General features: G+C 57.3%; 15 protein-coding genes. 10 read left to right on the top strand and 5 right to left on the bottom strand.

Translation table 11 applies throughout. From position 1 onward, the window contains the following. Positions 1-53 precede the first annotated feature (53 nt). From AC2FJB_RS11385 to AC2FJB_RS11365, 5 genes are read left to right on the top strand one after another with little or no spacing between them, the layout of a single operon-like run. Positions 54-1,148 carry a M24 family metallopeptidase gene (locus AC2FJB_RS11385; protein WP_496718369.1) on the top strand — a complete coding sequence of 365 codons (1,095 nt, stop codon included), beginning with the start codon at positions 54-56 and terminating at the stop codon, positions 1,146-1,148. After that, positions 1,148-2,155, top strand: coding sequence for an ABC transporter permease subunit (locus tag AC2FJB_RS11380; RefSeq protein ID WP_496718371.1), 1,008 nt, complete (start codon positions 1,148-1,150; stop codon positions 2,153-2,155). Before AC2FJB_RS11385 ends, AC2FJB_RS11380 begins: the two co-directional genes overlap by 1 nt. Next, positions 2,155-3,057, top strand: coding sequence for an ABC transporter permease subunit (locus AC2FJB_RS11375; RefSeq protein WP_496718372.1), 903 nt, complete (start codon positions 2,155-2,157; stop codon positions 3,055-3,057). Before AC2FJB_RS11380 ends, AC2FJB_RS11375 begins: the two co-directional genes overlap by 1 nt. A gap of 4 nt (positions 3,058-3,061) precedes the next feature. After that, positions 3,062-4,039, top strand: a complete 978-nt coding sequence (locus AC2FJB_RS11370; protein WP_496718373.1) for an ABC transporter ATP-binding protein — start codon at positions 3,062-3,064, stop codon at positions 4,037-4,039. Then, positions 4,036-4,989 carry an ABC transporter ATP-binding protein gene (locus tag AC2FJB_RS11365; protein ID WP_496718374.1) on the top strand — a complete coding sequence of 318 codons (954 nt, stop codon included), beginning with the start codon at positions 4,036-4,038 and terminating at the stop codon, positions 4,987-4,989. The genes AC2FJB_RS11370 and AC2FJB_RS11365 overlap by 4 nt, the downstream gene beginning before the upstream one ends. 452 nt (positions 4,990-5,441) lie before the next feature. Here the strand turns inward: AC2FJB_RS11365 and AC2FJB_RS11360 are convergent, their stop codons facing one another. Together AC2FJB_RS11360 and AC2FJB_RS11355 are read right to left on the bottom strand one after the other, a co-directional pair. After that, positions 5,442-7,226, bottom strand: a complete 1,785-nt coding sequence (locus AC2FJB_RS11360; protein ID WP_496718375.1) for an ABC transporter ATP-binding protein — start codon at positions 7,224-7,226, stop codon at positions 5,442-5,444. Positions 7,227-7,679: 453 nt separating this feature from the next. Next, positions 7,680-8,615 (bottom strand): c-type cytochrome, encoded by a 936-nt coding sequence (locus AC2FJB_RS11355; protein WP_496718376.1) that lies wholly within the window; start codon positions 8,613-8,615, stop codon positions 7,680-7,682. 96 nt (positions 8,616-8,711) lie between these two features. Between AC2FJB_RS11355 and AC2FJB_RS11350 the strand changes: the two genes are divergently transcribed. The 3 genes from AC2FJB_RS11350 to AC2FJB_RS11340 are packed head-to-tail and all read left to right on the top strand — an operon-like array spanning position 8,712 to position 11,097. Further along, positions 8,712-9,236 (top strand): RNA polymerase sigma factor, encoded by a 525-nt coding sequence (locus AC2FJB_RS11350; RefSeq protein ID WP_254683861.1) that lies wholly within the window; start codon positions 8,712-8,714, stop codon positions 9,234-9,236. After that, positions 9,233-9,970, top strand: coding sequence for a hypothetical protein (locus AC2FJB_RS11345; RefSeq protein WP_496718378.1), 738 nt, complete (start codon positions 9,233-9,235; stop codon positions 9,968-9,970). Before AC2FJB_RS11350 ends, AC2FJB_RS11345 begins: the two co-directional genes overlap by 4 nt. Positions 9,971-10,017: 47 nt before the next feature. Beyond that, positions 10,018-11,097: a helix-turn-helix domain-containing protein gene (locus tag AC2FJB_RS11340; RefSeq protein ID WP_496718379.1), complete on the top strand. Its 1,080-nt coding sequence runs from the start codon at positions 10,018-10,020 to the stop codon at positions 11,095-11,097. Here AC2FJB_RS11340 and AC2FJB_RS11335 read toward each other — a convergent pair. Beyond that, the gene (locus AC2FJB_RS11335) at positions 11,070-11,960 is read right to left on the bottom strand and encodes a LysR family transcriptional regulator (RefSeq protein WP_299641106.1); all 891 of its coding nucleotides are present in this window, start codon (positions 11,958-11,960) and stop codon (positions 11,070-11,072) included. The two genes, AC2FJB_RS11340 and AC2FJB_RS11335, sit on opposite strands and share 28 nt — an antisense overlap. A 107-nt stretch (positions 11,961-12,067) precedes the next feature. Between AC2FJB_RS11335 and AC2FJB_RS11330 the strand changes: the two genes are divergently transcribed. Beyond that, on the top strand, positions 12,068-13,069 hold the full coding sequence (locus tag AC2FJB_RS11330) for a sterol desaturase family protein (RefSeq protein ID WP_496718380.1): 1,002 nt from the start codon (positions 12,068-12,070) through the stop codon (positions 13,067-13,069). A 72-nt stretch (positions 13,070-13,141) separates the two neighbouring features. On the opposite strand, the gene AC2FJB_RS11325 is transcribed toward AC2FJB_RS11330, so the two are convergent. Then, a complete protein-coding gene (locus AC2FJB_RS11325) occupies positions 13,142-14,446 on the bottom strand; it encodes a UDP-glucose dehydrogenase family protein (protein ID WP_496718381.1) in 1,305 nt (434 codons plus the stop codon). A gap of 374 nt (positions 14,447-14,820) precedes the next feature. Further along, positions 14,821-15,708, bottom strand: coding sequence for a LysR substrate-binding domain-containing protein (locus AC2FJB_RS11320; protein WP_496718382.1), 888 nt, complete (start codon positions 15,706-15,708; stop codon positions 14,821-14,823). Positions 15,709-15,937: 229 nt separating this feature from the next. On the opposite strand from AC2FJB_RS11320, the gene AC2FJB_RS11315 reads away from it, so the two are divergent. Next, the gene (locus AC2FJB_RS11315; RefSeq protein WP_496718383.1) at positions 15,938-17,293 is read left to right on the top strand and encodes an MmgE/PrpD family protein; all 1,356 of its coding nucleotides are present in this window, start codon (positions 15,938-15,940) and stop codon (positions 17,291-17,293) included. Positions 17,294-17,299: the final 6 nt, after the last annotated feature.

The raw sequence follows: 17,299 nt of genomic DNA, 5'->3' as shown, positions 1-17,299 counted from the left end.
CCGGAGCCGCCTGATTGGTGGCTCCGGCTTTCTTATTGAGGAGGTCGGGCTGAATGCCGGATTTGTCCGAATACCGCCAATTGGCAATGGATATGTCAGTGGACGCAGTGGCCCTGGTGCCCGGTCCGAATTTCACCCGTGCATTGGGCAAATCCTTCATGAGCCACGAGCGCCCTTTTGTCGTGGTGATTCCGGCCGTGGGTGATCCGGCGGCGATCGTGCCCAATCTGGAACTCGCCTCATGGGATCTGGTCGGATTTGAGGGTGCCGCGTTCGACTGGCGCGATCAGACCGGCTATGACGCTGCCTTTTCCGCGCTGGCAGCGCATAGTCCGATCAGATCGTTGGCTGTCGAAGGTCAGGTGATGCGGGTTTTCGTGTCAGACGCGTTTACCCGCGCAATTCCGGATCTGCGGATTGTGGACGCCGAACGCGAAATCTCAGGCCTTCGCATCATCAAAACCGAAGAAGATATCGCGGCGCTGCAAGCGGCCATCGATATTTCGGAACGCGCGTTGGAGAGTGTGGTTGCGGGTGTTCGTGCAGGTCAGACCGAAAAACAGATCGAGCAGGCGCTGATACAGGCGCTTTTCGCGGAAGGCGCCGAGTCGCTGGCCTTTTCCCCCATCGTGGCTGCGGGGGACAACTCGGCACGACCGCACGGAAAGGCGCGCGCCGACTACCGGATCAAGGCAGGCGACGCCTTGCTGTTCGACTTTGGCGCTCGAAAACATGGTTTTGCGGCCGACATCACGCGAACTTTTTTCGTACAGGACGTCCCGGACGAAGGCCGGGACGTCTACGACACGGTTTTGCGCGCCAACAAAGCCGGGTTCGAAGCCTGCCGCCCCGGCGTGACAGCGCATGACATCGACGACGCCGTCACAGGCGTGCTTGAGGCCTCGCCCTTTGCCGATCGTATCCGGACCAAGACAGGTCACGGTCTGGGCCGGGATGTGCATGAGGCGCCGTATATCATGCGCGGCAACAGTCAGATAATCCTGCCGGGCATGGTCTGGACCAACGAACCCGGCCTGTATGAATTGGACAAGTTCGGCGTTCGCATAGAAGATGATGTTCTTGTCACCGGGGATGGTTGTCGGTCACTGACCCGCTTTCCCAAAGAACTTACAATCATAGGTCGCTGATGCTTGGCTATTTCCTTACCCGTCTTGGCCTGTTTGTTCCGACATTTCTGGGCGTGACGCTGATTTCGTTCATGTTCATCCGGGTGCTGCCCGGCGATCCGATCATCGTGATGGCCGGTGAACGCGGCATGACGGAAGAACGTTATCGGGAAATGGTCGAAAAGCTGGGTTTCGACAAGCCGGTGTTGCAGCAGTATTGGGAATACCTCACCGGAGTCCTTCAAGGTGATCTGGGCGAAAGCTTTGTCACCAGGAAACCCGTATGGGATGAGTTCTTTTCGCTGTTCCCCGCAACGCTGGAGTTGTCCCTGTGCGCCATGATCTTCGCCGTTGCGCTGGGTCTGCCGGCAGGTGTGATCGCGGCGGTGAACCGAGGGAAGTTCTTTGACAGGGCGCTGATGTCCTCGGCGCTGGTCGGATACTCGATGCCTATCTTCTGGTGGGCGCTGCTGTTGATCATTGTATTCTCGGGCAATCTGGGCTGGACGCCGGTCTCGGGTCGGATCGACCTGTTGTATTACTTTCCCAGCGTCACCGGCTTTATGCTGATCGACAGCCTGTTGTCGGGTCAGGAAGGGGCATTCGGATCAGCCGTGCGCCACCTGATTTTGCCGACGATTGTGCTGGGGACTATTCCGCTGGCGGTTATCGCACGCCAGACCAGGTCGGCGATGTTGGAAGTTCTGGGCGAAGACTACATCCGCACCGCGCGCGCCAAGGGTTTGTCGCCAACGCGGATCAACGGGTTGCACGCGCTGCGTAACGCGCTGATTCCGGTTGTCACTGTGATCGGCCTGTCGGTGGGCACGTTGCTGGCAGGAGCCATCCTGACCGAAACCATCTTCAGCTGGCCGGGCATAGGAAAGTGGATGGTCGACAGCATTTTCCGCCGAGACTACCCGGTTGTTCAGGGCGGATTGCTGATGATCGCGGTGATCGTGATGCTGGTGAACCTGCTGGTCGATGTCCTTTATGGCATCATCAACCCCAAAATTCGGAGGCGGTGATGGCCGAACTATCTTCAACCCCGCCCAGAACGGAAGACCGCCCCAGCGCCCTGCGCGAGTTTTGGTATTACTTCAGCGAAAACCGCGGCGCTGTCATTGGGCTGTGGGTTTTTGCCGCTTTTGTATTCTGCGCCGCTTTTGCGCCCCTTCTGGCCCCATATGACCCAACCGAACAGTTCCGCGACCACATCCTGCAGCCGCCTGCATGGCAGCAGGGCGGAAGCTGGGCTTTCCCGTTGGGTACGGATCCGCTGGGTCGCGATATGCTGTCGCGCCTGATCATGGGCTCACGCTATTCCTTCTTTGTCGGGATCGTTGTCGTCTGTGTGGCCGTGTCAGGCGGCGTGATGGTGGGCCTGCTGTCGGGCTTTGCCCCCAAATGGGTCGATACGCTGATCATGCGGGTGATGGATATCGTTCTGGCCTTTCCGTCGCTGCTGTTGGCACTGGTGCTGGTGGCCATCCTTGGCCCGTCGCTGACCAACGCGATGATTGCCATCGCCATTGTTTTCCAACCCCACTACGTGCGCCTGACCCGCGCGTCGGTTCTGGCGGAACGTCAGAAGGATTATGTCACTTCGGCGCGTGTGGCCGGTGCTGGCAGGTCACGGCTGATGTTCATCACCGTGCTGCCCAATTGTCTGGCACCCATCATCGTACAGGCGGCGTTGTCCTTTTCGACAGCGATTCTGGACGCAGCCGCCCTGGGCTTTCTGGGCATGGGCGCACAGCCGCCCACACCGGAATGGGGCACCATGCTGGCCGAAGCGCGCGAATTCATTCTACGCGCTTGGTGGGTGGTTACCTTCCCCGGTCTGGCAATCCTTGTCACCGTACTTGCCATCAATCTGATGGGCGACGGCCTGCGCGATGCGCTGGACCCGAAACTGAAACGGAGCTGATCGCATGAGCCTTTTGCAGATCCGCAACCTGACTGTTGAATTCGCCACTGCCTCGGGCAAGTTCCGCGCCGTGGATGGTGTAGATCTGTCGGTGGACAAGGGTGAGTTGCTGGCCATCGTGGGTGAAAGCGGCTCGGGTAAATCGGTGTCGATGTTGGCACTGATGGGGTTGTTGCCCTGGACCGCGACGATCACCGCTAACGAGATGCGCTTTGAAGGGCTCGATCTGGCAGGTCTTTCGGCCGGTGAGCGCCGCAAGATCATCGGCAAGGACATGGCGATGATCTTTCAGGAGCCGATGTCATCGCTGAACCCCTGTTTTACGGTGGGATTCCAGATCAAAGAGGCTTTGCGCATCCATCTGGGTTTGAACCGCAAGGACCGCCACCAGCGCGCGATTGAGCTGTTCGAACAGGTCGGCATCCCCGCGCCTGAAAGTCGCCTGAACACCTTTCCACATCAGATGTCGGGCGGCATGAACCAGCGCGTCATGATCGCGATGGCAATTGCCTGCAAGCCCAAGCTTCTGATTGCAGATGAACCGACCACGGCGCTGGACGTAACCATTCAGGCGCAGATTCTCGACCTGCTGGTTCGTTTGCGTGACGACAACGACATGGGCCTTGTACTGATCACCCATGACATGGGGGTGGTGGCCGAAACCGCCGAACGGGTTCAGGTGCAATATGCTGGACAAAAAGTCGAAGAGCAGCCCGTGCGTGATTTGTTCCGCACGCCGCGTCATCCCTACACATCGGCCCTGCTGAGCGCTTTGCCCGAGCGCGCGACCTCAAAGGTCCTTCCGACGATTCCCGGCGTTGTGCCGGGGCAGTTCGATCGCCCCAAAGGGTGCCTGTTCAGCCCGCGATGCCGGTTTGCCGATGCAACTTGCGCGGAAAAGCCACCGACCCCTCATGCCGAGGCCTTTGGCAAAGCACGCTGCCACCACGTTGAAAGAATTGCTGCCGGAGAATTGGCATGACCGACCCAATCGTTCAGGCAAAAGATCTGACCCGGTTTTACACGGTGAAGGGCGGGTTGCTGTCCAAGTCAGCGACGGTAAGGGCCCTGTCGGGGGTGGATTTCGAACTGAAACCGGGAAAGACACTGGCCATCGTCGGAGAGTCCGGCTGCGGCAAGTCAACGTTGGCGCGATTGATAACGATGATTGAAGAACCGACGTCGGGCAGGCTGAGGATTGACGGTGTCGACATTACCCCGTCGCAATGGAGCAAGATGCGAGAGACGGTGCAAATCGTGTTCCAGGATCCTTATGGATCACTGAATCCACGTCAACGCATCGGTCAGATCTTGCAGGAGCCGCTGATCATCAATCGTCCGGACATGTCCGCCGCAGACCGCGAGACACAAGCGCGCGACATGATCCAGATGGTCGGCTTGCGCCCCGAGCATTATGACCGCTATCCGCATATGTTTTCTGGCGGGCAGCGTCAGCGGATCGCCATTGCACGTGCGCTTATGCTGAATCCCAGGGTCCTGGTCCTGGATGAGCCGGTTTCAGCACTGGACGTCTCAATCCAGTCGCAGATCCTGAACCTGCTTGTGGATTTACAGGAACGGCTTGACCTCGCCTATCTGTTCATTTCGCATGATCTTTCGGTGGTCCGGCATTTTGCCGACGAAGTGATCGTCATGTATCTGGGGCGCGCTGTTGAAAAAGCGCCCAAAGAGCAACTGTTTGCCGCGCCGCGTCACCCCTATTCAAAGGCGTTGTTGTCCACGACTCCCCGGGCCGATCCTACGGCCCGAAAAGAACGGATCAAGCTTGAGGGCGAACTGCCTTCGCCGATGAATATTCCAAATGGTTGCGCCTTCGCGCAAAGATGTTGGTTGGCAACTGATCAGTGCAGGGCAACATTGCCCGAACTGGACGGAGAAACGCATCAGGTTGCGTGTCTGTACCCGCTATAGTGCAACAGGTTTGCTTTGTTCGTGCTGTGACGGTGGTCAATGCGGCAGTGTCTATCTGCGCCACGGTTTTTAACCTCTCCGAAGCGCCGATATGAGCGGCGCGCGCGTGCGACGTACTTCTTAAGGTTTGATGTAAAGGCGCTGACTCTGAATGCGACTGATCGATCATGTCCCCAAGTTCAATTCGGTGCCGCCGAAGATCACCACCTCTGATCCTGTGTGCATAAGGGCCGTTCGTCTCATAAGGGAGCAGCGCGACTCTCCGGCATCGCAGAGGCGTTTTTGGCCCACCGGTTCCGTTGGAAGAACTCATATGTCGAAATACATAATGTACTTCTCCTTGCGTCGCGCGGACCAAAATATTGGCCCCGGAGTTCTGGAGGTACATGTGCCCATTTTCCCGGACAGGTCATGCCCGGGAAAAAAATCGAATACCGGACCAAAGACCGGGGTTACTCGGCCACTTCCGCCTTGGGTTCGTGTTTTTTGAATTGCTGATCGAAAAGGTTGCGGAAACTTCCGTTCTTTTTCATCAACTCTTCCAGACTGCCCTGTTCCACGATAGAGCCATCCTGAACCACGTAAATTTTGTCCGCTTCCAGAACAGTCGACAGACGGTGTGCAATGACAACGACAGTGACATCCTTCGTCAGGGTGTCCAGCGCCTTTTTGACCAGAGATTCCGACTCGGCATCCAATGCGCTTGTGGCCTCATCCAGAAGCAGAATTTCTGATTTTCTCAGAATAGCGCGCGCAATTGCAATTCGCTGTTTCTGACCACCTGACAGGAAGGTTCCGTTTTCACCGACTTGCGTTTCGTAACCCTGCGGTAGTTCCATGATGAACTCATGCGCATGTGCGGCTTTGGCTGCGTCAACAACGTCTTCATCCGAAGCGTCGGGGGCCGAGCAGCGCAGGTTGTCCATGATCGACGTCGAAAACAGGAACGTATCCTGCCCGACATAAGAGATTTTTTTTCGCAGGGACGCAAAGCTTACCTCGCGCAGATCCTGACCATCGATCTCGACGCTGCCCTCATCTGGATCGTAGAACCGCATGATCAGTCCAAACAACGTAGACTTGCCACCGCCGGACTGACCGACGAGCGCCGTGGTTTTACCGGCCTCGAACGTGACATTCATATCTTCGATCACAGATACGGCACCCTGGTAGCCGAAAGTTGCATTGCGCAACGTGATCTGGCCGGGGCCTTCGATCAGGTCATGGGCTTCTGGGCTTTCCACCATTGTGTCGTCCTGATCCAGCAGGCCGAACAACATGCCGACACCAACCATGTTGGTTTCGATCTGAACACGCATTTTCGACAGCCGCTTGGCCGGTTCATAGGCCATCAGCAACGCCGTGATAAAGGACATCAACTGGCCTGCGCTGGGCTGTTCGGTGCCTGCGATGCCCATCGTGCTGACCACAAGTACACCTGCCACGGCGAGGCCAGCCAGAAACTCCATAAGAGGGCTGGCAATGGACTGCAACTTGGCGATGTCGTTCGAGCGTTGTTCAACTTTCCGGATGGCGGTATCCATGCGGTTGATCATTCGGTCTTCGAGTGAGAACACTTTGATGACCTTGATCCCTGCCGAGGTCTCCTGCAGCACCCGAATGATTTCCGCCAGCGACTTGAATTCGGCCTGCATGATCGTGCGCACACTCTTCAACAGATAGCGAACGCCCAACAAGGCAATCGGACCCACGACAAAGAACAAGACGGACAAAACGGGTTGCTGATACACCATGACCGCAACCAGCCCGACCAGAGTCAGGGAGTCGCGCACAAACCCGGTGACCAGCACATCGATCAGGTTTCTGGCCGCCTGTGCGCCATGGGTGGTGCGCATCAGAAGGTCCGATGATTCATTGTTCGAAAAAAAGGAGACGCCATGTCTGAGCAGTTTTCGGTAAACCTTGTCCTGTTGCTCTGCCACGATCCGATTGCCTGCGCGGGCAAGGTAGATTGCCTGAATATAGGATGCGATCGCTTTGACCAAAAACAGGAGCACGACCCCCAGCGCAATGACATGCGCCCAGCCCTGCAAATCGGGGCTGGTCATGGCATCGACAATGTACTCCATCATGTATGCGGAACCGGCCGTTGTGACGGCCACGGCAATCATAGCCAGAATCGCAACACCATACAGCCTGCCTTGCGCGTAAAAGCTTTCACCTACAAGACGGCCCATATAGCCTGATCGCCACTTGTTCCAGGCGCGCTTCATCATTGCGTTCTCCAAATCGTGAAACTGTGCGCACGCTCAGATAACCTATATTTTGTCGGGCCTAAAGGACAGATTCCACGCTGCGGCAGAGCGGCCCATCCCGACTATCTGAGATGTACCCTCGCTAGATAGTAGCTGGTTGAAGATCGGACAAGAGCGGGAGGCAGCGATGGACATCGCGATTTGCCCCGTTGTATAGGTGCGGACAAGATTGGTGCATGCTTGGATTTGCAAAAAAACCGCAAAATGTGATTTGCCCCGCAGCTAAGGATTCGCAACGTTCGGCAAGAATCCGCTAACAGAGAGCTCTGTTTTCTGGATATCGGACTACTTTGAATCCTTACTGGTCCAGAAAACAGACAGGAGACGGGCGCAGGCCAGGTATCTGACCTTTACTGGGTCCAGTTGTTTGACGTCGATATTTGGCGCAAAGACCATATCTCTTACGGGTCGCTGTCACCCCTCTCCCTGCAAATATGCCAGAAGGTCGACAATATCCTCGTTCTTTTTCAGGCCGCGAAACTGCATTCGATTGCCCTGAAGATAGCCTTTGGGATCCGCCAGGAACGCGCTCAGGGTCCTATGCGTCCAGACGATGTCGGAACCTTTCAGTGCTGTCGAGTATTTGAATCCCTCTGCCTGACCAGCCTTTGCGCCGAGGATACCGTGCAAGGACGGACCGACGCCATGGCGGCCTTCTTCCAGTTTGTGGCAGGCGCTGCACTTGCGAAAGACCTTTTTGCCGGCTGTTGGGTCACCTTGGACAGTTGCGGCAGCAACAACAGCCGTTGCATCCGATGCCGCTGCGGCCTGTTCCTCATCGCTGTGAAAGATCAGCCGGGCCGTGATTGGTACCGTTCGGGTGATACCGGGTAAGTCTGCCAGCTCCATAAGCGTGACCACGCCCGTGTTGAGACCGGCGTCTTCCGTACTGAGAAACACCATGTCGTTTGTCGAAACAAGTACCGAAGTTTCAGACAAGCGCGCGACGAACATTTCTGCGTCAAACTCAACATCCGTGCCGGCCAGCGAAAGCACGGATGCAGCATCTACCGTCGTAGTTTCACCGACGGCCAGGTCTGAAACCTTTGCCATATCGAATTCGGCAGTCAGGGATGCAGTGGGTGCCTGGCGAAAGACAAATTCGATCATTCGTTCATTGCGAATATCGATATTGGTTTCGACCGAGGACAGGTCGATTTCGATTTCAGCCATGCCATCCCGGACGTGCCCGTTGAGGTTGGTGAAACTGTTGACCTCGCCCACCGAGTCTTTCTTGATCGACCCATAGGCCAGATGCGAGCGTTCGGAATCCAGTAGCCATCCTTCCGCCCAAATGGGTGTTGCAACAATTGCCGACGCAAACGTGACAGCCTTCAACAGAAGTTTCATTTCTTTCCTCCGCAGTTTATGTCAATTCTGGCCCTGCGGGCCGGGTCCGTTACTGACAAACACACACAGGTCGCATTTTATTCGATGAGTGCCGAGATGACTTCCGAACAGGCCGTCAGAGAAGCGGTGCAGGCGCATTCAAAACGCGTCTGGCGGTTTGCTCTGGCTTTGTCGGGGGCATCGGATGTGGCGGACGATCTGGTGCAGGCCACATGCCTGCGTGCGCTTGAGCGACATCATCAAGTGACGTCGCATGATCGTCTGGACAGTTGGCTGATGACGATCTGCCGGTCAATCTGGTTGAACGAAGTGCGGTCTCGATCTGTCCGGCGGGCACAGGCGCTGTCGGTGACGCCGGAAGCGGAACTGGTCGCAATCGGGCCGGATTCAGAAACGAATATTTTTGCGGCTGAAGTGTTTACTCAAGTGATGCAGCTGCCAGAAGCGCAGCGGGAAACGGTCATGCTTGTGTTCGTCGAAGGGTACAGCTACCGCGAAGCCGCTGCTCTGCTGGACGTTCCCATCGGCACAATCATGAGCCGGCTGTCGAATGCCCGGCAGAAACTGAAAACCGTGATGCAGTTTGATGCGGCAGTCGCCGCGCGACGGAGTGGCAAATGACGTTTTCCGACGAGACGCTGTTGGCGTATCTGGAAGGCACACTGGATGAAGCTCAGAGCTGCGCCATCGAGGCTGCAGTTGAGGATGACGTTGAGCTTGAACGCCGCTTGATGGCGCTGGATCCGTTCGCGCCTGTCGTTCAGGACGTTTTTGAGAAACTGCCCACCGAGGCGCCGAAGGTCGATTTTCCGGAACCCGTGGCGCATCACGCCAATGGCGGATTTTTGCGCCTTCTGGCCGTGGCCGCGAGTGCCGGGGTCGCAGCCGTCGCCCTGACGTTCTGGGCAACGCGCCCGGTAGAACTGGGCTGGGCGCAGCAAGCGGCGATCTATCAGTCGCTTTATGTGCCCGAGACGATTGTCTCGCTGGACAGTTCCGAGGCATCGCTGCACAAACAGTTCGCGATGGCCGAGGCAGCACTTGGCAGGTCTCTGAACCGTGAAGCGCTGGAATCCCTGCCGGGTTTGGCGCTGAAGCGTGCACAGGTTTTGTCGTTCAAGGGAAAGCCCTTGGTTCAGGTCGTTTTCGCCGATGAGCAGGGTCAACCTTTTGCCTTCTGTGTTATCCGTCAGGGGCCAAACGCCCCGAAGGCAGAGGTCAAGCAGGCCGTTCTGAGTGGTTTGGCAACAGCGACCTGGGCACAGGATGGCTATGGTTACATGCTGTTGGGTAGCTCTCCGCAGACCGATTTAAGTGGCGAACTGGATGTTCTGACCCGAACCTTTGCGGGCTGACGGAATACCCCTTGTGAACCGACAGGAATGTCCGAAGAATGCGCGGTATGACGCCGAAGAAACCCTTGCCCCTTCCTGAAGACGAGGCCGAAGATCTTGGCCCCGCCAGTATATTTGACGGGGATCCGTCCGAAGAGGACGACCTTTGGTTCTTGCCGCCGGATGAAGACGTGGCAGACGATGATTTCTTCCTGCCCGGACCGCGGCCCGAACAGCGCCTGCTGTTCGATCCGCGCGATTGGCGTGCCGCGCAGTCCGAACTTTCTGCGGAACTTGCCGATCTGACCCTGACTTTTGGGGCGCTGGACGAACGGCTGCGGGCAGGTCCCGAAGGGTGGACGCACCGCTTGGCATTGATGGAGACATCCGATCTGGGATGGTGGACGGGAGACCGGATCAGCGTTGATCGGTTGGCTTTGTGGACAGGTTTGCGGATCGGTGCGACGCATGACGACGTGCAGGCGTTGTTCCGGGCGGGATGGGCGGTTCGGCGCCTGAGTTCGGGTGCAGCACCTGCCGCCGGCGGCTGGGAAACTGGTCTGACTGCGTTTCTTGACAGGCTTGCTCAGGGGGCAGACGCCACCCCTGAATCTATTGTTGATCTGGCTGAGGTCATGCAAAACGCGGAAGGGTTGCATCCCGTGACGCAGTCAGCAATTGCGTTTCATGCGTGGCGGGCGGTGTCACAAGGCATCGGACAGGACACGGAAGCAGCCGTCATTGCCGCGCGGCATGCAGCGTCCATGGGGCGTGGCGGTGCGCTGTTCATGCCGTTGGCCTTGTCCGGGCCCGGCGCGCTGCGCGGATCGGGGGATCCGACGGGAAAACTGAGTGCTTGGATTCTTGGGGCAGGGCAGGCTGCCCTTGCAGGGTTGTTGCATCTGGACCGGATCAGCGCCTGGGAGGACAAGGCCAGAGAGGTCACGCAGGATCTGAGCGGTCGCACCCCACCGCGCCTGATCGACGCTTTGACAGCTTGGCCCATGGTGTCAGCGCCGTTGGCCGAAGAACTGACCAAGGCTTCTCGTGCGGCGGTACAGCGCAACTTCGACCTGTTCGCGCAGCGGGGTCTGGTTCGCGAGGTCACCGGGCAGGGGCGTTACCGCGTCTGGACGGCGGGGCTGTAGCCCATCAGCCAATCGCGAAACGTACGCGCTGCCGGGCGCAGCGCCGTTCGGGAAGGGTAGACCAGGTGATAGGCTTCTTGCCCCGGACATGAGATGTCTGGCAGGCAGGGGATCAAACCGGACAGCTTCATAATCCGATCTGATGCCGGCGCGCGCGCCAATGCAATGCCGCATCCGCTGGCACAGAGCTCTGCCGCCATCACCGAATTGTCGGCAAAGAAGTATCGTGCCTGTCCCGCTGGCAGCCGCAGGTGTTCGAACCAATGCGGCCAGCTTGCACGGTGCGTCGAAACTTCGACCAAGGTGAACTTGAACAAGTCCTCTGGTGCTTGAATCTGAGCAGCAATCTCAGGTGGGGCGATGGGATAGAGATGTTCGCGCATCAACTCGTCACTTTCCGAGCCGAACAGCGCAGGGTTACCGAACACGATCTGAAGGTCAGTAAACCGATTGGCAAAGTCCGACACAACATTGCCCGTCGAAAGCGAAAGGTTGATCTGAGGATGTGCCGCCTGAAATTCAGGAACGCCCCCGGCCAGAATGCCATGTGCAAAAAGCAGCACCGACTGCACGTAAAGCCTCTGCTCGCGGGTTTCGCCAAACAGACCGGTGGTTGCTGTTTCAAGCATGAGCAATGATTGCTGTACCGACGGCAGATAGGCGCGCCCGGTCTCGGTCAACGTAACCGCATGCGCGTGACGGTGAAATAAGGGTGTGCCCAGTCTTGTCTCCAACGCCTTGACCTGCTGGCTGACGGCAGCAGGTGTCATGTTCAACTGGGTCGCGGCACGAGCAAAGCTTTCGGTTCGGGCCGCAGCCTCGAATACTCGCAGCCAGTTGAGGGAAGGGACACGGGTGTTCATTTCAGCAGGCTAAGCAAAACTTAGCCTCACCGGCAAGACATTATGGTCTGAGCTTTTGATCCTTGGCCTTAGGCTTGTGATCAGTGAACTGATGAAATGAGCCCACTATGTCAGACCCCGACCTGCCGCCACGTGCCAAGCGCAAGATCTGGAACTACACGCCCCAGCTGCCGATTCAGACTGCGCCCTACTGGGATTGGCCGATGAAACCTCTGGCCGCGTTGAAATACCTGTTGCAAAGCTGGAACCCACTTGAATTGCGGGCGCTGCTGCTGGTCTTTGCGGTCATCACCTGGACCTATCTGACGCCTTCATTGAGCAGGATTGAGAACTTCGGCTGGGACTGGGTTGTGGAAATCTGGTTCCGTAATTTCTGCATCCTGATGGTGGTCGCAGGCGGCTTGCACCTGGCCCTTTGGAGGTTCCGCACGCAACAGGACGAATACCGCTATGACATGCGCCCGATGATGAAGGGCGCAAAGGTATTCACGTTCAAAAACCAGGTCTGGGACAATATGTTCTGGACCTTGGGCCCGGCGTTGACGTTCTGGACGTTCTGGGAATGTCTGATCCTATACTCCTATGCCAATGGCTGGATCACGATGATCACACTTGACAGCAACCCGATCTGGTTCATCGCCGTGACCGTTTTTTTGCCGATCTGGGCCGGGTTCCATTTCTACTGTTTGCACAGGCTGCTGCACGTGGGTGTGCTCTATTCAAAAGTCCACGCTTGGCATCACCGCAATATCAACACCGGCCCTTGGTCGGGGCTTGCGATGCATCCGGTCGAGAGCTTTTTTCTGATGTTCGACACGATGATCTTTTTTCTGCTGCCGTCGCATCCGATCCACGCCATTTTCCTGCTGTTCCATCACGGCATCGGTGCACCAACCTCTCATGCCGGGTTCGAGCATGTGAAGTTCGGCAACAAGGCCAAGTTGCAGGTCGGGGATTTCTTTCATCAGCTGCATCACCGGTTTTTTGACTGCAACTACGGCACCTGGGAAACCCCTTGGGATGAATGGTTCAACACGTTCCACGACGGCACCGATGAAGGCAATGAAATGGTCAAGGAACGCCGCCGCAATATCTGGGCCGCCGAATAGCCCGTGAAGGCTGAGCCCTGCCGGACCCAAGCTGGTCCGGTGGGCGTGTTTGATCCAACAGGCGGTGTGCGTTCAGCGTCCAACGCCGACATAAGTTTCAAAGCCGGATTTCAGCGCCTGTGACTTCGAATAGATATTGCGCAGATCTACCATTCGCGCGGAGTTCATGGAACCGGCCAACTCGGCCAGGTTCAACGCGCGGAACTCGTTCCACTCCGTCAGCAACACCACAACGTCAGCCCCTTGAACTGCTGCATAGGGGTCGTCGCACCATTCGACTCCGGGCAACAGTGCATCGCCTTCCGCTTTGCCCTGCGGATCGACGACGCGCACTTTGGCCCCTCCACCGATCAAAGCGGGAATGATGGACAGTGATGGCGCGTCGCGCATATCGTCGGTGTTGGGTTTGAAGGTGACACCCAGAACCGCCACCGTCTTGCCATTGAGGCGGTCGTCGCAGGCGTCGCGGATTTTCTCGATCATCCGTTTCTTGACCTCGTCATTCACCCGAATGACGGTTTCCGTGATCTGCATCGGATAAGCGTGATCCTGTCCGATCCGCGCCAGCGCGGCCGTATCCTTCGGAAAACAAGAGCCACCATAGCCTGGCCCGGCGTGCAGGAACTTGTTGCCAATTCGTCCGTCCAGACCGATGCCGCGTGAAACTTCCTTGACATCCGCACCGACCTTTTCACACAGGCCCGCGATTTCATTGATGAAGGTGATCTTGGTCGCCAGAAATGCGTTGGCAGCGTATTTGATCATCTCGGCGCTTTCCAGATCGGTAGTCAGGATCGGAAAGTCACGCAGATACAGCGGTCGGTAAATCTCGGCCATCACTTCGGCGGCGCGATCTTTTTCCACACCCACCACGACGCGATCGGGGCGCATGAAGTCATCTATTGCAGCGCCTTCGCGCAGAAACTCAGGGTTCGAGGCCACGTCGAATTCGGCTGTGGGGTTGGCTGCCGCAACGACCTCCTGAACTTTTCTGTTTGTTCCCACCGGCACGGTCGATTTGGTAACGATGACCGTGTACCCGGTAACCGCTAGGGCGATTTCTTCCGCCGCGGCCATCACATAGGTCAAATCCGCGTGGCCGTCTCCTCGTCGGGTCGGAGTTCCGACCGCGATGAAAACCGCATCGGCACCATCAACTGCTGTTTTCAGATCGGTTGAAAAACTCAGGCGACCCGCAGCAACGTTTTTTGCCATCAGCACATCCAGGCCCGGTTCATAGATCGGCACTTCTCCGGCCTTGAGCATGTCGATCTTTTGCTCAGCCTTGTCGACGCAAATCACGTCATGACCAAAGTCCGAAAAGCACACACCGGACACCAAACCAACATAACCGGTGCCGATCATTGCAATACGCATCCAAAAAATCCTTCTTACCAATTACCACGGACGGCGTGGGCACAATCAAAGAAACTGACGCCGGTTTCAATGGCTGCCAGCAGTTGCGTGGTGCATCCCATAGATTCTTGCGGATATTGAGGCAATAAGAACGCAGAAGGTGCAAAGCCCTTCGAAATCGCGATCATGTCGGCTTTGTTCAGCGAAACCGAGGACCAGGAAAAACCGGTTGGTGTCGAAACTCGGTTGCACAGAGGGTGCTATTGATGGCTGGAATAGCCCCTGCCTTGGGTATTGATGACACGCGGAAGTGATTGCGCGTACTCGCCACCAACAAGTTGGCTGGCAAGGGATAATAGGGGCCGCGTGACATGCCCCGGCAAATGACCGGTCGATCAGCTGTCCATTTCAGCGGCGGCTTGCAACAGCCAGTTCTGAAACAGCCGGACCGGTGGTGAAACCGGTTTTTCCTTGAGACGCATGAAATAAGTCCAGGGGCTGTTCAGATCAAACCGGAAAGGCTCGATCAGCAGCCCCCGCTCGACATAAGACCGAGCCAGAGACCGGGGCAGGACGACGCACCCCAGTGACTTGGCCGCCATTTCCATCGCCAGATTCGAGGCATTTGTCCGCAAACCGTCCTTCTGGCTCAGGTCGGACAATCCGAAATGCCGTGCCGCATGCTCCCAATAGGAGGGGCGGCCTAGGATATGGATCAGCGGTACATTCTGCAATTGCTTGGGGTCGGTAAGCGGAATGCCATCGACCAGAAAACCGGGTGCACAGACCAGGGCCAGCTTTTCGACCCATAACTGTTGTGTGTCCGGCGTAACATCGTCGATATGATTGATTGTCAGCGAGATATCCGAAACATTTTGTTCGACATCCGCCCAGACAGTGCCATGAACCGTCAGATCAATATCGGGATGCACCGCATTGAAACCGCGGATCACTTCCGGCAACCAGTTCTCGGCCAGACTGACCGGGCAAGATACCACCACTTTGCGGGTATGCGAGCGTACGATGACCGATTGCGTTGCGGCGTTGATTTCCTGCAGGGCATGGCGCACTGACGGCAGATAGGCCTCTCCCACATCTGTCAGCGACAGGGATCGGGGATGGCGCACGAACAGGGGGCGCTGCAAAAACTCTTCCAACGAGCGGACATGATTGCTGACGGCAGATTGAGTGCAGTTCAACTCTTCGGCAGCAGCGGTGAAGCTCAGGTGCCGTGCCGCCGCTTCGAACGAACGCAGAAAGGTCAGGTGTGGAAGATTCATCATGACAGGCTTTTCTCAGGCAAGGAACATCGCGAAGAATTAAAAAGCCCAGAGCTTGCTGTCTTGCCCATGAGCGACTCACAAGAATGGTTCTGACTCGAAATGCGATCTGGTCCTAGTCACAAATAATCCGGGGCCATTGCCCCATGATTGTTTTCGTGCCGCTATGCGCAAACTCACATAGGCTTTTTCTTGTAACCGGAACCCGAAAGAAAAACCTCGACTGGACACCGTGACAGATACCTTTCAGACCGTTGCAGATTTTACGCTGGGTCGTGCGGCGCAGGGTTTTCCCGAAACAGCCCGTAAGGCTGCGGCGTTGATGCTGCTGGATACGCTGGGGATCACCATAGGATCGGGCCCAATGCAGGCCGGACGGATTGCGTGCGAGAGTGCGGCAGCGCTGTTTGGCGTGGGCGACCCGGGGCTGAGCGCGCGTATGCTTTTCGACGGTCGCCGCGTCAGTGTCGCGGGCGCGGCCTATGCAGCAGCCACACAGACCGACAATCTGGACGGCCATGATGGATACAATCCAACCAAAGGCCACATCGGAGTTGCCGTTATTCCGGCATTGGCGGCACTGGCTGAAACTGTTCAAGACTTCTCGGGGGCCGAAGCATTGGCGGCGGTGATCGTTGGATACGAGATCGCGGGACGAGCGGGTATTTCTTTGCATGACACTGTCAGCGATTATCACACATCCGGAGCTTGGAACGCGCTTGGCGTGGTGGCTGTGGCGGCGCGCATGCGCGGATTTACGGCTGAGCAGATGCGGCAAGCCATGGGGATTGCCGAATACCACGGCCCGCGCAGCCAGATGATGCGCGAGATCGCCAATCCCACAATGCTACATGACGGTTCGGGCTGGGGCGCGTTGGTTGGCATTTCTTCAGCGGTTTTGGCCGAAAAAGGTTTTACCGGGGCACCAGCCATCACCATCGAAGCGGCAGACGTTGCCCCGCATTGGCAAGATCTGGGCCATTTCTGGCAGATGGAACATCAATATGTGAAACCCTATCCGATTTGCCGCTGGGCTCATGCGGCGATTGACGCCACCCGGGCGCTGATGCGTGAAAACGACCTAGCGCATCAGGATATTGCGGCGATCCAGGTTAACACGTTTCGGGAAAGCGCCTGCCTCTTTCAAGGCATGCCGGATGATACGTCCAAGGCGCAGTATTCGCTGCCGTTTGCCGTCGCCACGATGGTTGCGCATGGCCGGATCGGGGTCGAAAGCATCACCGGGGCGGGTCTGGCCGACCCTTTGGTCGCCTCGGTCGTCGAGCGCATCTCGGTAGCAGAGGCAGCACGCCATTCCGACCGTTTCCCCAAAAGCCGGTTTGCCGATGTCAGCATCACCCTGACCGACGGGCGGATACTTGAGTCGGGCGACGTACACGCACGCGGCGGACCCGAGGCACCAATGGACGAGGCAGAAGTGATCGACAAGTTCATGGAATTTGCGACACCATCGCTGGGTGCATCCCGTGCTGCCGCCATTCGTGATGCGGTTATGGGACTGAGTGCGCCAGGTTCGAAATTCTCAGACCTTGGCGCGTTGATCTACGCCCCCGCCGACCAGACGTAAAATCTG

This window comes from Ruegeria sp. CDSC085 (assembly GCF_059610465.1).
This window is presented reverse-complemented; position numbering and strand designations above follow the sequence as displayed.